The following is a 15,472-nucleotide window of genomic DNA, read 5'->3' as shown; positions in this document are numbered from 1 at the left end:
GCGCCTTGCATTTTTGGACGGCACAACCACCATTGACGACGTTCGCGGACATAAAACCAAAGAATTTGAAGCGTTTCTTGTGGACGATTATCCCGAGGCGTACGAACTTCTGCGAAGCGGAGCGATTGACGCGTTTTTTGACGAATCTCCCGCCGAAGCCGCGTTTGACGTTTACGGAAAAGTGTATGTAAACACGTATTTTCCAATAATATACAGCCCTGTTTCGCTTACTACGCAAAATCCCGAATTGCGGGTAATTATAAACGTGGTGCAAAAGGCGCTTCAACACGGCGCAATCCGTCATCTTACGCGGCTTTACAATCGCGGACACAGAGATTATTTACAGCATAAACTTTTTGCGATTTTAACCGACGAAGAGCGCGAATTTATAAGAAACAATCCGGTTATTCCGTTTGTCGCAGAACACGCAAATTATCCGATAAGTTTTATGGATTCTCACACGGGAAAATGGGAAGGTATCGCTTTTGACGCAATTAACGAAATAGAAAGATTGACGGGGCTTAGTTTTAAGAAAATAAACGACCAGCACACGGAATGGACTCAGCTTTTGGAAATGGTAGAAAGCGGAGAGGCGGCGATGATTACCGAACTTATCCCGACCGAAGAAAGAGCAGGCAGATTTTTGTGGGCGGGCGAAAAATTTTTCAGGAGCCATTCGGTGCTTATTTCAAAAGTGGAATTTCGCGATATTTACATCAACGAAATTTTGTATGTCAGGACGGGGGTAGCCAAAAACACCGCGCACAGCGCCTTTTTCAGACGGTGGTTTCCAAATCACCCCGCGGTATTCAAGTTCGAAAACACGAGCGCCGTTTTTGACGCGCTGGAACGCGGCGAAATCGACGTGGTTATGACGGGCGAACACCAGCTTTTGACTATGACGAATTATCGCGAAAACATCGGATACAAGGCAAATTTTGTTTTTGATTTCTATTATTATTCGACTTTCGGCTTTAACAAAGACCAAGCCGTTTTAAATTCCATAATTACAAAGGCGATGTATCTTATAGAAATAGAAAAAATTGCGGGGCGCTGGTTGCACAAAACATACGATTATCGCATAAGATTGATGCGGGAGCGCATTCCTTTTATGATTGCTTTTGCGCTTCTTTCTTTGGGGCTTATTTTCGCGTTGTTTTTGTTTGTCAGAAAACGCAATGAAGGGCAAAAACTCGAAACGCTTGTAAGTATGCGAACGCAGGAACTTCAAAAAGCAAACCGTATAAAAACCGAATTTTTGGCGAATATGTCCCACGAAATAAGAACGCCTATGAACGCTATTATAGGTATGTCCGAAATTTTGGAGCACGAAGCTCTCGACCACCATCAGATGGGCTACGTTAAGGATATAAGTATGTCGGCGCAATCGCTTTTGGGCATTATTAACGATATATTGGATATGTCCAAAATCGAAGCGGAAAAATTTGAACTTCAGCCGATAGATTACAATTTCATTCTATTTATCGACAATATTGTATCGATGTTCACTCACATTTCGCGCAACAAAGGGCTTGAATTTATATACGAAACCTCGGGCGAAATTCCCGAATTTCTTCTCGGCGACGATTTGCGCCTCAGACAGGTTTTACTGAATTTGTGTAGCAACGCCGTAAAATTCACCCAAGAGGGAAGCGTAAAGTTCTCGGTAATCGTGAAGGATGAGAAAATTATGCTGAAAGTGGAGGATTCGGGGGCGGGAATACGCAAAGAAGACATTCCCAAGTTGTTCAACGCCTTTGAGCAGGTCGATAAAACCAATAACCGAGGTATTGTAGGAACAGGTTTGGGGCTTCCGATATGCAAGTCCTTTGTGGAAATGATGGGCGGCGAAATAATGGTAGAGAGCGAATACGGACACGGAACGGCGTTTACGGTCTCTATACCTATAGTAATCGGCAATCCCGAAAACATCCGAAAAAACGAAGCCAGCGGATTAAAATACACCTTAAGCGCTCCTACCGCAAAGATTTTGGTGGTTGACGACAACGAATTTAACCTGAGAGTGGCAAGCGGATATTTGAATTTTATGCAAATAACCGCTCAAACGGCTGACTCGGGCTTTACGGCGATAGATTTGGTTAAAGAAAACGACTACGATATCGTATTTATGGACCACATGATGCCCGAAATGGACGGTATTGAGACAGTCAAAAGAATAAGGGAAATGGGCAAAAAGTACGAAGACCTTAAAATTATCGCGCTTACGGCAAACGCCATATCGGGCGCTCGCGAAATGTTTTTGTCAAACAAGTTTAACGACTTTATATCGAAGCCGATAGACGCCTACGACCTGCAAAACATAGTGCAAAAGTATCTTCCGCCCGAAAAAGTGTCGATTTCCGACGAAAACCCAAAATCCGCAATGGATAAAGACGAGCAATTCCGTCGAAAAAACATAGCAACTTTCGTTAAGGATAACAAGGACACTTTCGATAAAATATCCAAAGCTCTGTCTTCGGGCGACGTAAAAACCGCGCACAGAATTGCCCACACCCTAAAAAGTAGCGCGGGGTATCTGGGCAAAAAGGAATTGCAATCGGCGGCGGCGGCGCTCGAAACTTCGCTTCAAAGCGAGCCGTTTGAATACACTTCGGCTCAAGTGGAGGCGATAAAAACAGGTTTGGAGCGCGCGTTTAAAGAATTTGAGCCGATACTGAAAGAATTACAAGCCGAAAAATCGCAAACGACAGAAATTAGCGCCGAAAAACTGAAAACATTGCTTGCGGAACTGAAACCGCTTTTGGAAAACTCGGATTTCAGCGCGGGCAACTACACAGAAAAACTGCAAAAAATATCGGGAATGGAAAAACTGGCGGAAAAAATCGACGAATACGATTTCGACGGCGCTTTAACGGCGATGAAGGAGATAGTGGAAAAAATTTCCGATAAAAACGGATAAAAAAATTTAAAAATCTAAATTGAAAGAAGAAAGGCTAAGGTAGAATTATGAACTTTTTAGTTTTCTTTAAGGCATTGGCGGCAACCTTGCTCATTGCGGCGGGAGTATGCGCTCAAACAGGCGTTATAGTGCGAACTATGCAACAACTTACAGACGAAATAACCGCATTCAACAACGGAACGGGAAACAGGACGATAACCATAGGCGCCGATTTTTACGTCTCTTCGCTTTTAACCGTAAACAGCTCGGGCGATACGCTTACCATAACAAGCAATTCGGACAGAGCGAATTATCCTTACATTCTTACGCGAAACGCCGCGGGTAATTTAATCACAATCGCGGGCAATTCCACGGTAATTCTCCAAAACATTACCTTTGACGGTAATATAAACGCTTTCGGGCAGGGCGTTTCGGGGGCGGGGTCTCTTTTTCTTGTGGGAAATAACGGACAAAAGGGCTTCTTGGATATGAAAACGGGCGCGACAATAAGAAATAACTACAATAATCACAACGGCTCGGGAGTGTATATCGACAGTACGGGCGAATTTAATATGCTCGACGGTTTAATCACGGGCAACAAGTCGAGCGGCTCGGGCGGCGGCGTGTTTATTCAGACCAACGGCGCAATGTTCAGAATGAGCGGCGGCGAAATTTCTTACAACAGTTGCGGAAGCAGTGCGGCGAGTTATTCGGGCGGCGTGCATTTTGCGGGCGGCGGAAGCGGCGGTTCGGGCAATGTAAGTCGTTTTATACTCGGCGGCAACGCGGTAATAAAGAACAACACTAAAGACGTAAGCGGCGGCGGAAGTGTTCCGAGCAACGTTTATATGGGTAGCGGCAGATACATAACGCTCGGCAACGGCGTCGGCGACGGCACAAACGGCGTGCCCGCTCCGCAGACGGGTATGGAAGTATGGATAACCAAAACGGCGGACAGCGGCGTATTTGTAAACGGCGGAGCCTCGGACGGTCAGCAAACTTATTTTAAAGGCGACGCGGGTTGTTCTCCTACATTTAATAATGGTAGTTTAATGATTATGTGCGGCTACGACATATCGCTCGACCCAAGCTACATAGTATTTGATACGCTCGGATTTGGTTATACTTCGCAAGAAATTTCACCCAAAACGGTTATTGTAGCAAACGTGGGCGAAAAACCGACGGGTAAATTAGTAATTACCTTGCGCGGCGCAGACTCGAACGCGTTTGTAATAGATACAAGAAATATTCATAATCTTGCGGTTAACGGCAGCGACAGCACCGCAAGTTTCACGGTTATGCCGGTAGTCGGCTTGGACGTTGGAACTTACAACGCGTTTGTTATGGTTTCCGCGGATATGGACAATCCCAATCACGTTATGACGAGGCGCGTTTTTGTTGAATTCACGGTCGGACACAACATAACTTGGAACGTAAACTGCTACGGTTGCGCCAATTTTACTCCCACTCAAACAATAGTAGCCGACGGCGGAAGCATAGCCGACCCGTCCCCGAACGTCCCCACAACCGCGGGAACTGTAAGGCAATACTATAACTTTGCAGGCTGGTTCAGAGACCCTGCACTGCAAATCCCCGCGTTTCCGATGGCAAACGTAAGCGATGAAACCACTCTTCACGCAAAATGGTTGCCGAAATCTACTCCGATAACATATAATCTTAACGGCGGCGCACTGCCAAGCGGCGATTGGGGATATTCCACTTACACCATCGGCATAAACCCGCTTCCCATTCCTACAAGAGACGGATATACGTTCGACGGATGGTTCACCAACGAGATATTAACTTACTCCATTTCGTACATCGGCTATACCGTGCCGCCAAATCCTAACGGAATGCAACTTTGGGCAAGATGGAAGGCGAATGTTTACAACATAACATACGAACTTAACGACGGTACTCAGCAAGCCGGCACTTGGAATTCATATACTTACGGCGTGGGATTAGCTCTTCCGACGTTGCCCGCAAGAAGCGGCTTTGTTTTCGGCGGCTGGTTTGACAATCCCGATATAAGCGGCAGTCCCATCACAACAATTTCCGCAACCGACATCGGCAATAAAACATTTTGGGCAGGATGGAGAAGTATATCTCTCAATCTGACGGGAACTAACAATTTTGCCTCTATGCAAATAGATTATCCAACGGCGCCCACCTTAACGGTTGTAGTAGAAAACACAGGTAATTTGGCTACGGGCGCGCTTACGGTCGCAATAAGCGCAGGCGGTACAAATCCTGATCTGAGCGCATTTGTAATTAGTGTAAGCACAATAGACAACATTGCAATCGACGACAACAGCACTTTTACCGTCAGACCGACTATAGGCTTAGATGTTGGAACATATACCGCAACAATCACCGTATCGAACGAAAATGAAAATGTAGCGGCGCAGAGTTTCGATGTTAGTTTCGTGGTGGACGCCGCCCCTCAACCTATTCCTGTAGCAATACCAACGCTCAGCAGAAGCATTTACGTTTATAACAGACAGGCGCAAAAGCCCGTATTTGGAAACCTTGGCGATGATTCTCTTTACGAATTAACTGACAACCAAGCAACAATAATAAATGTAGGCAATTACACAACTACCGCAACGTTATTAAACACGGCAAATTATGTCTGGGCGGACGGCACAACCGCCCCCATTGTATTTAATTGGGAAATTGTACCTTTGCAACTAACAATGACCGCTCCGACAATTACAACCACAAAAGTATTTGACGAAACAAATTCAGCGGAGGCAGAAATAGGCGAACTTACAAATTTAATTTCGGGAGACGTCGTATCTGTTTCAATATTGACTTCGACATACAATTCCCCGAACGTTTCGCAGGCGAACTTGATAACGGTTGTATATCAAATATCGGGCGCCGATATGGGCAATTACACAGCGCCTGCAAATTTCACAATTGCGGGCAATATAACCAAAGCCGACCAAGATCCACCGTCGGGATTAGGTACTATTCGCGTGTCTAATCCTTCCAATATGTCCCCCAACGGAAGTATTATAGGCGTTAGCAATAAAATGGAATTTGCTTTTGATGGCGGAGCAGGTTATATGCCTATCTCCGGTACCTCTACCTCAATCTCAGGACTTAGCGTCGGAAAATATTTTGTGCGATACAAGGGAGACGAAAATCATAACCCAAGCCCTTCCGTAGGACTTATTATTTCGTACGCTCCGTTCAGCTTGACGGTTAATGCAAATACGGGCGGCACAGTTTCGGGAACGCCGAGCGGACTTCAAAACGTAGGAGACTTAATAAACGTAATGGCAACGGCAAACGCGGGCTTTGCTTTCAGCTATTGGGATATTTCAGGCGCGACAATTATTAACGATACTATCGCCAACCCCGCAAGATTTAGTATGCCTGCGAATAATGTAAATCTCACGGCTAACTTTACGCCGACCTACACAGTATCGTTCGATGAACGGGGCGGCACAGCGATTGCGCCTATTAACAACGTAGTGTCAGGAAGCAGAATATCCGCTCCGTCCGCAGTTCCGACAAAAAGCGACTCTGTTTTCAGCGGTTGGTATAAAGAAGCGGCTTGTATAACGCTTTGGGATTTTGGGACGGATGTGGTGATTTCGGATACAATGCTTTTTGCGAAGTGGAACGAGATAGTTCTGCCAAGGTCTCAATTAACCGTAAATCCGGGTGTAAACGGCACGGTTTCGGGAACGACAAGCGGAATTTACATAGCGCAAACGGCTATAAACGTAATGGCAACGGCATACAGCGGCTTTGTATTTACAGGTTGGACTATTACAGGCGCAGAAATTATTAACGGCAATACCGCCAATCCTGCAACATTCAATATGCCCGAAAACGCGGTAGAACTCACGGCTAACTTTACGCAGGTATATGCAGTATCGTTCAATTCGCAGGGCGGCACTCCGATTGATAATCTTTACAACGTATTGTCGGGAAGTACAATACCCGTTCCGTCTGCAGATCCGACAAAAAGCAACTTTGTTTTTGGAGGATGGTATAAAGATGCAGATTGTACGATACAGTGGTTTTTTGGAACTGACACTGTAATTTCAGATACAACGCTTTTCGCAAAATGGAACGAAATTATTGTGCCAACGTTCCCATTAACCGTAAATGCAGGTATAAACGGCGCAATTTCGGGAACGACAAGCGGAAATTACATAGCGCAAACATCTATAAGCGTAATAGCAACGGCGGACAGCGGCTTTGTATTCAGCGGTTGGACTATTACAGGCGCAGAGATTATTAACGGCAATACCGCCAACCCCGCAATGTTCGATATGCCTGCAAACGCAGTAGTGCTAACGGCTAACTTTACGCCGACCTACACAGTATCGTTCAATTCGCAGGGCGGTAAGCCGATTGATGCCATTTATAACGTATTGTCGGGAAGCAGAATAACCGCTCCGTCCGTAGTTCCGACAAAAAGCGACTCTGTTTTCGGCGGTTGGTATAAAGATGCGGATTGTACAACACCGTGGAATTTTGGAGCCGACGTTGTAATTTCAGATATAACGCTTTTCGCAAAATGGAACGAGACGGCTATGCCAACGTTTTCATTAACCGTAAATGCAGGTGCAAACGGCGCAGTTTCGGGAACGGCAAGCGGAAATTACGTAGCGCAAACAACTATAAGGGTAATAGCAACGGCAGACAGCGGATTTGCATTTACAGGTTGGACTATTACAGGCGCAACAATTATTAACGGCAATACCTCCAACCCTGCAATATTCAGTATGCCTGAAAGCGCGGTAATACTCACGGCTAACTTTATGCCGACCTACACGGTATCGTTCAATCCACAGGGCGGCACTCCGATTGACACCATTTATAACGTGGTATCGGGAAGCAAAATATCCGCTCCGTCCGCAGTTCCGACAAAAAGCGATTATGTTTTCGGAGGATGGTATAAGGACGCGGCTTATACAACGCTCTGGAATTTTGGAACCGACATTGTAATTTCAGATACAACGCTTTTCGCAAAATGGAGCAATGTGATTACCTTAACCGTAATTGCAGGTGCAAACGGCACGGTCTCGGGAACGGAAAGCGGAACTTACGCCGCGCAAACGGCTATAAGCGTAATGGCAACGGCTGAGGTCGGCTTCCATTTTGCCTACTGGGTGGTTTCGGGAGCGGTTATCGAAGGTGGAAATACCGCCAATCCTGCAAGGTTTAATATGCCTGCAAACGCGGTAAAGCTTATGGCTGTTTTTGAGGAAAATAAATATACGGTAATATTTAATTCGGAGGGCGGCTCAAGAGTTCCCGCGCTCGAAAACGTTCCGTATAACGAACTAATATCAGAGCCGACAACTCCTCCGACAAGAAACGGCTTTGATTTCGTCGGCTGGTATAAAGAAGCGGCTTATATAACGCTGTGGAATTTTGAAACAGACGTCGTAATTTCAGATACAACGACGCTTTTTGCGAAATGGGAAGAAACGGCGAATATTTACAGTATATCGCTTAACAGAGGCGGATTAAATATAATTCGGGACGAGGTGTACTGCGATAGAGACTGCGCTCAACCGCAGACAATGTCGGTAAACGTATTCAACACGGGTAATCAGCCGACGGGCGCGCTCAGTATTACTCTCGGCGGCGAAAACGCAGACTACTTTACGCTTTCTGCAACATCTATACCAAGTATCGGTATCGGCGACAGCGCTTCGTTCGGTATTACGCCGAAAGTCGGACTTAACGCGGGAACATACCTTGCGACCATAACAGTCAGCGGCGGCAACGGCATTACGGCGCGAAGTTTCGATATTACCTTTACGGTAAACAAAGCGCCGCAAGACTTACCCGACGAAATTTTGCCGCTTGACCCGGAAGTTATTATTACCCACAAAAGTTTGGAATTACCGACAAACGATAGTTTGGAATACCGTCTCGGAAGAAGCGGTGAATGGCAAGACAGCCCGCTTTTCGACGGTCTTGAACAGGATACGGAGTATTGGATTTTCTATCGCTATAAGGAAACGCGAAACTATCTGCCTTCCGACGCGAGAGTAATATACCTGAAAACGTTCAGAGAACACAGCAGAAACAGACCTGTCTCAGAAGGAAATTACGGAATACGCCTAACAAACAACATAGTAAGTCAGCCCGTGGCAATTGACGTAGTCGCGCCCGAAAATGCGAGAATATCAAGGGTAGTGGTTTACGACAATTTAGGCAATGTGGTGTTTACAGAAACAGGCGCGACAGTCTGGAACCTAACCAACGCCGCGGGCAGATTTGTGGCGAACGGAACATATTTGATTGTTGTGGAAGCGGTAGGTGTTAGCGGAAAAACGTATGGATATACGACAAAGATAGGAGTTAGAAGATGATTAAAATATTTATGTTTGCGGTAGCGTTGACAGTCATTGTATCGGCGCAGAGCAAAAACGAACTTCTGCTTTCTCCTCGCCTTGAAATTCCTATGGGAACTAAAGCAGGAGCAATGGGAGCTGCATTTGAGGCGGGAGTGATTTTTGAAAACGGACTTTACCTTACGGGCGAAGTGGGCGGCGGCGTGTATTATTACGGCGGTTGGGCGAATTTCGGCTATTATTTCGGCAACAACAAAACCGTGAGCAACGTATTGGGAATAAGCGGCGGGTTTCAGGATTTAATCCTTAAAGTTGACCTGAAATTGTCGCCATCGGATAAAAAAATCGACAGTACCAAGTATCATTACAGAAGTTTCGGCGGCGTTTTTTGGAAACTTCTTTTCGGAGAAAGGAAAAATCTGGACATTACGCAAAGACTGCTGTTCGGAACTCGCAACAATTACAGTTATGTTTATGTGCAATACATTCCGAAACTATACGACGTTTCCCAAGAAAGGAAATTTAACCTGACGTATTCTTTGAGTATGGGTTTTTTAATTCCGAGGTCAAGAAGAAGCGGCGCGGAACTTCAGAGAACCGAGTATATTGTGTTGCCCGAGCCGCAAGAAACGCGCCAAGAGCCCGAAATCTTAACCATTATAGTTAAAACGCCCAATCAAACGGACGATGTCGTAATGGGCGAAATCAGTCCCGACGGTGAAGTTCGCGTAGAAAGAGGCACCGACCAAAAATTCACGATAATCTCGAATTTGGGCTTTATGCTCGACACCCTTGTAGTTGACGGAGCAGCGGTCGGAGCGCCGAATGAATACACGGTGCAAAATATTCAGAGCGACATAATAATGGCGGCGTTTTTCAGCGAGGTAGCGCAGGCAAACATCGCCGAAGAAGCGACTGTCCACGAGGGAATTAACTTTGAGACGGGAACCGCCAATCTGACCGATTGCTCAAGACGCGCGCTCGAAAGTATTTATTTGACTATGGTAAAAAATCCCGAAATGAAAATAGAAATAGCGGGTCATACGGACATAACGGGTAGCCGCGCGTTTAATATTCGATTGTCCGAAGACAGAGCAAAAGCGGTTGTAGATTATCTTGTCGGCAGAGGAATAGCGGCAGACAGACTGAGTTCAAAAGGCTACGGTTGCGACTACCCAATAGCCGATAACGAAACGTCGGAAGGCAGGGCGAAAAATCGTCGCGTTGAAATTCGTTCCATAAATGAAGAGGAGTATTGATTATGAAACAAACGAAAAAAACTAATATTTTCGGCAAGACTATTTTGCTTGCGTTTTGCGCGCTTATGTTTATCAGTTGCGACTTTTTCTCGACCGTGGTCTATATAAATTCGGACGATACCATAGAATACATATTTGTCGAGGCGGGGACGTTTATTATGGGCAGTCCCGAAACCGAAGAAGGTCGCAGTAAAGACGAAGTGCAGAATACCGTAAAAATAAGCAGAGGTTTTTGGATAAGCAAATATCCTATAACCAACAGACAATTCGGACGGCGGGTCAGCGGGCAAGAAGATTTCCCTGCTACCGGAGTAAATTGGCAAGAGGCGGTGGACTTTGCTCAAAGCAAAGGCGGACGGTTGCCTACCGAAGCGGAGTGGGAATTTGCCGCCCGCGGCGGAAATGAGCGCGGCGGCAACAACGGCGGCACGGATTTTATTTTCAGCGGAAGCAATAATTTGGACGAGGTGGGCTGGTATAACGGAAATTCTTCGGGCGGCAAGCAAAGAGTAGGTCTTAAAAAGCCCAACGAATTAGGCATATACGATATGAGCGGAAACGTATTTGAGTGGGTTTTTGACTGGTGGAACGGTCCCTATACTGTTTCCGACACAGTAGTTGTAGATCCGCAGGGAGCCGAAATCGGACGGGGACGAATTACCAAAGGCGGCGGTTTTAACACCCCTGCAAGGTCCGCCCGAGTAGCCGACAGACCATACGCCCCTCCACATCAAAGAAGCAGCAACACAGGTTTCAGAATAGTGATTGATGTACGATAAAGCGGCGATATTTGCGATATTTGTACGGCGATTTGTGTACGGGCGGGTTTAAAACCCGCCCCTACGAATATACAGAAAATCAACTCACTTCAACGCTTTTGCTACAACTATCGGCACGCTTCGCGCTATTTCCTTAATGCCGTAGGGTCGCAGAAGCTCTACAAATTTGTCTAATTTTTCGGCGGAACCGCTTAATTCTATAGTCATTTCATTTACGGAAACCGCGTGTACCGCTCCTTTAAAAATCTCTATAATGCTCGTAATTTCGGGACGTTTTATTGCGGGAGCATTTACCGTAAGTAAAAGCAATTCGCGCTGAATACGCTCGTTTTCGTTGTAATCCATAACTTTTATTACATCGACGAGTTTGTTAAGTTGTTTTGTAATTTGCTCAATTATTTTATCGTCGCCTTCAACGAATATTGTCATTTTTGAAACCGTTTTGTCTTCGGTTTCTACCGCCGATAAACAGCAAATATTGTATCCGCGAGCCGAAAACAATCCCGAAACCCGCGATAAAACGCCGCTTCGGTTTTCCACTTCAAGCAAAATTGTATGTTGTTTATTCATTTCTTCTCCTTTCAGTTGTCTTCTATCATTGCCGAAATCGTTTGTCCTGCGGGTATCATCGGCAAAACGTTTTCTTCGGGGTCGGTCATAAATTCCAAAAACACCGCGCCTTCGGTTTCGTTAGCCCATTTTATTGCCGCCGCAACTTCGCTCGGATTTGTTATTCTTCTGGCGGGAATGCCATAACTTTCGGCGAGTTTTACAAAGTCCGGAATATAGGCGCCAAGCGTTTTTTTACCTGCGCTCCCGTCTTCGGAACGCTCTGACGACGGCACTTTCATATTAACCGACGAATAGCGTTTTCCGAAAAACATTCCTTGCCATTGACGTACCATTCCCAAATATTCGTTATTCAGAACAATGGTTTTTACCGCAATATCGTTAAGTTTTATTGTCGCCAATTCCTGAATATTCATCTGAACGCCGCCGTCGCCGCAAACCGCCCACGCTACTCCTTTTGTTCCGCAAGCCGCGCCCATTGCCGCGGGAAGCCCGAAGCCCATCGTCCCAAGTCCGCCCGAAGAAAGAAACTTGCGCGGAGAATTGAAACTATAATACTGTGCCGACCACATTTGGTGCTGTCCCACGTCGGTTATAAGGAGTGCGTCGCCGTTTGTTTCCTTGTAAAGCGTTTCCAAAACAAATTGCGGTTTAATTACTTTAGTACAATTTGTATATCTGAAACGCTCTCTTTGAGTTAATTCTCCAATTTTCTTTGCCCACTCGGAATAATCGCCTTTTTCGACTTCTTTGTTTAATTCGCTCAAAAATATTTTGGCGTCGCCCACTATCGGAATTGACGCGTCTATAATTTTCGAGATTTCCGCAGGGTCAATATCAATGTGAATAACCGTTGCCTTTTTGGCGCTTCCGCGGTCGGTGAAGAGCTTGGTATTGCCTGTCACTCTGTCGTCGAAACGAACGCCGATTGCGATTATCAGGTCGCTGTCGTGAAGCGCTTTGTTCGCCGCAACGCTTCCGTGCATTCCGAGCATTCCCAAATACTGCTTATGATTTGCAGGAAACGCGCCCAAACCCATAAGCGTTGTCGCAACGGGAATTTCGGTTTTCTCGGCAAATTCCAAGAGTTCAGCCTCCGCGTTTGCAAGAATAATTCCGCCGCCCGCGTATATAATAGGTTTTTGGGCGTGGTTAATTGCCTCCGCCGCTTTTTTTACTTGTCGCAAATTTACGGCAGACCTTGGTTTGTATGAACGTAAATCAATGTTTTCGCACCAATCGATTTTATCTTCTTTCATAGTCGCAATTGTCGCGTCTCTTGTAATATCGACTAAAACAGGTCCGGGTCTTCCCGTACTTGCAATATAAAACGCTTTTCGTATGGTTGTCGCAATATCTTTTACGTCTTTTACCAAAAAATTGTGCTTGGTTATCGAGCGCGTAATTCCGACCATATCAGCTTCCTGAAAAGCGTCCGTTCCCAAAAGCGCGCCTGCGACTTGTCCTGTGATTGCCACCATAGGAATACTGTCCAGATACGCCGTTGCAATTCCCGTAACCAAATTGGTTGCGCCCGGTCCCGACGTCGCCAAACAAACGCCTACTTTTCCCGTGGCGCGAGCGTATCCGTCGGCGGCGTGGGCTGCACCCTGTTCGTGGCGGGTCAGGACTACGTCTATGTCCTTGCAGTCGTAAAAAGCGTCAAAAATTGGTATGACAGCTCCCCCCGGATAACCGAAGATCACATCGACCTTTTCCTTGCGCAAAGCCTCTATAAGAATTTCCGAACCCTTCATTTCTCTTGCCTGTATCATAAAAACTCCCTTCTTTACCCATCAAAATAATATTATTTAGGAGTAAAAAACAATAAAATTCACGAATTTTCAAAAAATAACCTTTTTTACTAACACTCTGCATTTAACCAAGTATTATATTTATCCCAATATTTTTTTTAAAAAAGTATTAGCAAGTATCATTATGATTTAACATTGAAACTCGGAGGGTTTTATGGAAATTACAGAAGTGCGGATAACACAAAGAGAAGGCGAAGGACGTTTACGCGGTTTTGCCAACATCACTTTTGATGACAGTTTTGTGGTTCGTGGTATCAGAATTGTTGAAGGAGACGAGGGGCTGTTTGTATCAATGCCCAGCCATCGTAAACCTGACGGTACATATCAAGATATTGCGCATCCGATTAACAACGAAACAAGAAGTATAATTGAAACACGAATTATCGGTGCATATAACAATGCTGTCGCAGAAGGAACAAAAGCGGAGTAATACATACAATTCTTTGAAATTTGCCGCTTATGCGATCGATGTGCTGAGCCGCAGGACAGAATTGTAAAATAAAAAAGAACACTATAACTTAAGAGAGGTTAATATATGCTTATGCAAGAAAGAAGTGAAAGTGGAAAATTGCTCACTCTGTCTGATGAAAAGAAGAGATATATTGAGGAATATGTATTAGAAATAGAAGGCTATGAAAAGACCCTTCTACCGCTTGAAGAAAATGCGGCAGTGTTTGTCAACGGACAAGCAAACAAAATTAAGCAGGAGCCGGTACACACCGACAAAGCAAAGTTTGCGTTAAAAATTATCTCGGATTTATTTGAAGAGAAAAAGCGTCCGTTGAGAGCAGCGGCAGAAAGAATGGAAAAAGAATTTGCCGAAATGGACAAAATGATTTCCGAACTTGATGAGCGCAAATTTGCCCATAGGATAGACAAGATAAACGGTCTTAGAGGCAAGCTTATGCCGCATTATGAGTTAATTACCCAGTTTATCGCCAAAATGGATGCAAAAAAAATGGAAAAACTGGAAGAAGCGAAAAAGATAATAATGAAAGGACATCGTAAAGAATTTTTGGAAAAATACTAATTATTTTCGATAACAGAAACACCAAAAATAGCAGTCCCTGCCAACGTAAGTTCGGGGACTGCTTTTATTTCTCTTCTGACAAAGCTTTTAACTATCTCCCAACCACCGCCGCAAGCAATTATGAGCGGTTTGTTCAGTTTTTCGACGCAAAAATCAATCGCATACTCTATTCCTCCCGCACAATCGGCGATAAGTCCTGCTGACACTGCGGAAAATGTATCGTTGGGCATTTCATTAAATCGAAGCTCATACGGACTTAATTTAGGAAGTAGCGCTGTTTTTTCGTGAATTGCCTCCGAAGTTATTTTTATCCCCGGCAAAATAAATCCACCTAAAAATTTTCTGTCGGCACTAACGCAATCGACGGTCGTCGCCGTTCCCGAATCGATAACAACAAGGTCGCGTTCAGGAAAAAGCGCAAGCCCCGCAACAGCATCGACAATTCTGTCGATACCGAGCGTTTCGGCATAGTTTATTTGCAAATCTTTCGCCATTTCACGAACACAAAAAATCGTTTTTTTTCCGCATTCGTTTAATTTATCGCTTAATTCTCTCCCTCGCGGCACAACGCTTGCCACAGAAATCGGCAAATTTTCGCCTTCTTGCAATTTTTCGATAAGCGCAAAAATTCCCTCGTAATCAGAGTGAATAATTTCGATGTTTTGCAAAAAATCTGTGTCAATTTTTGCAATGCGTAAATGCGTATTCCCTGCGTCAATGGCTATGATTTTCATTGTTTTTATCCTTAATTTTTAGATAAAAATAATATTTGCCTCTGCGAGGTACTCA

9 protein-coding genes are annotated in these 15,472 nt (G+C 45.0%); 6 read left to right on the top strand and 3 right to left on the bottom strand.

Annotated features, from left to right (window positions below; translation table 11 throughout):
- From FWE23_08680 to FWE23_08665, 4 genes are all read left to right on the top strand, one after another.
- The coding region (locus FWE23_08680) for an ATP-binding protein (protein ID MCL2845504.1) at positions 1 to 2,920 on the top strand (2,920 nt) is incomplete at its 5' end.
- A 47-nt stretch (positions 2,921 to 2,967) separates the two neighbouring features.
- Positions 2,968 to 9,249, top strand: coding sequence for an InlB B-repeat-containing protein (locus tag FWE23_08675; GenBank protein MCL2845503.1), 6,282 nt, complete (start codon positions 2,968 to 2,970; stop codon positions 9,247 to 9,249).
- Positions 9,246 to 10,490, top strand: a complete 1,245-nt coding sequence (locus FWE23_08670) for an OmpA family protein (protein ID MCL2845502.1) — start codon at positions 9,246 to 9,248, stop codon at positions 10,488 to 10,490. Before FWE23_08675 ends, FWE23_08670 begins: the two co-directional genes overlap by 4 nt.
- A gap of 2 nt (positions 10,491 to 10,492) precedes the next feature.
- The gene (locus FWE23_08665) at positions 10,493 to 11,269 is read left to right on the top strand and encodes a formylglycine-generating enzyme family protein (protein MCL2845501.1); all 777 of its coding nucleotides are present in this window, start codon (positions 10,493 to 10,495) and stop codon (positions 11,267 to 11,269) included.
- Positions 11,270 to 11,353: 84 nt separating this feature from the next.
- On the opposite strand, the gene ilvN is transcribed toward FWE23_08665, so the two are convergent.
- The gene (gene ilvN / locus FWE23_08660) at positions 11,354 to 11,839 is read right to left on the bottom strand and encodes an acetolactate synthase small subunit (GenBank protein ID MCL2845500.1); all 486 of its coding nucleotides are present in this window, start codon (positions 11,837 to 11,839) and stop codon (positions 11,354 to 11,356) included.
- Between the two features lie 11 nt (positions 11,840 to 11,850).
- The gene (gene ilvB, locus FWE23_08655) at positions 11,851 to 13,614 is read right to left on the bottom strand and encodes a biosynthetic-type acetolactate synthase large subunit (protein ID MCL2845499.1); all 1,764 of its coding nucleotides are present in this window, start codon (positions 13,612 to 13,614) and stop codon (positions 11,851 to 11,853) included.
- A gap of 193 nt (positions 13,615 to 13,807) precedes the next feature.
- Between ilvB and spoVG the strand changes: the two genes are divergently transcribed.
- Complete coding sequence (spoVG, locus tag FWE23_08650; GenBank protein ID MCL2845498.1) at positions 13,808 to 14,083, top strand: septation regulator SpoVG; 276 nt, start codon at positions 13,808 to 13,810, stop codon at positions 14,081 to 14,083.
- A 105-nt stretch (positions 14,084 to 14,188) separates the two neighbouring features.
- Entirely contained in the window at positions 14,189 to 14,683 is a 495-nt protein-coding gene (locus FWE23_08645; GenBank protein ID MCL2845497.1) for a hypothetical protein, read from the top strand.
- Here FWE23_08645 and FWE23_08640 read toward each other — a convergent pair.
- On the bottom strand, positions 14,680 to 15,417 hold the full coding sequence (locus FWE23_08640; GenBank protein MCL2845496.1) for a type III pantothenate kinase: 738 nt from the start codon (positions 15,415 to 15,417) through the stop codon (positions 14,680 to 14,682). The genes FWE23_08645 and FWE23_08640 overlap by 4 nt on opposite strands.
- Positions 15,418 to 15,472: the final 55 nt, after the last annotated feature.

This window comes from Chitinivibrionia bacterium (genome assembly GCA_009779925.1).
Classification (GTDB): domain Bacteria; phylum Fibrobacterota; class Chitinivibrionia; order Chitinivibrionales; family Chitinivibrionaceae; genus WRFX01.
Note: the sequence above shows the minus strand (reverse complement) of the source record. Positions and strands in the feature narration are given on the sequence as shown.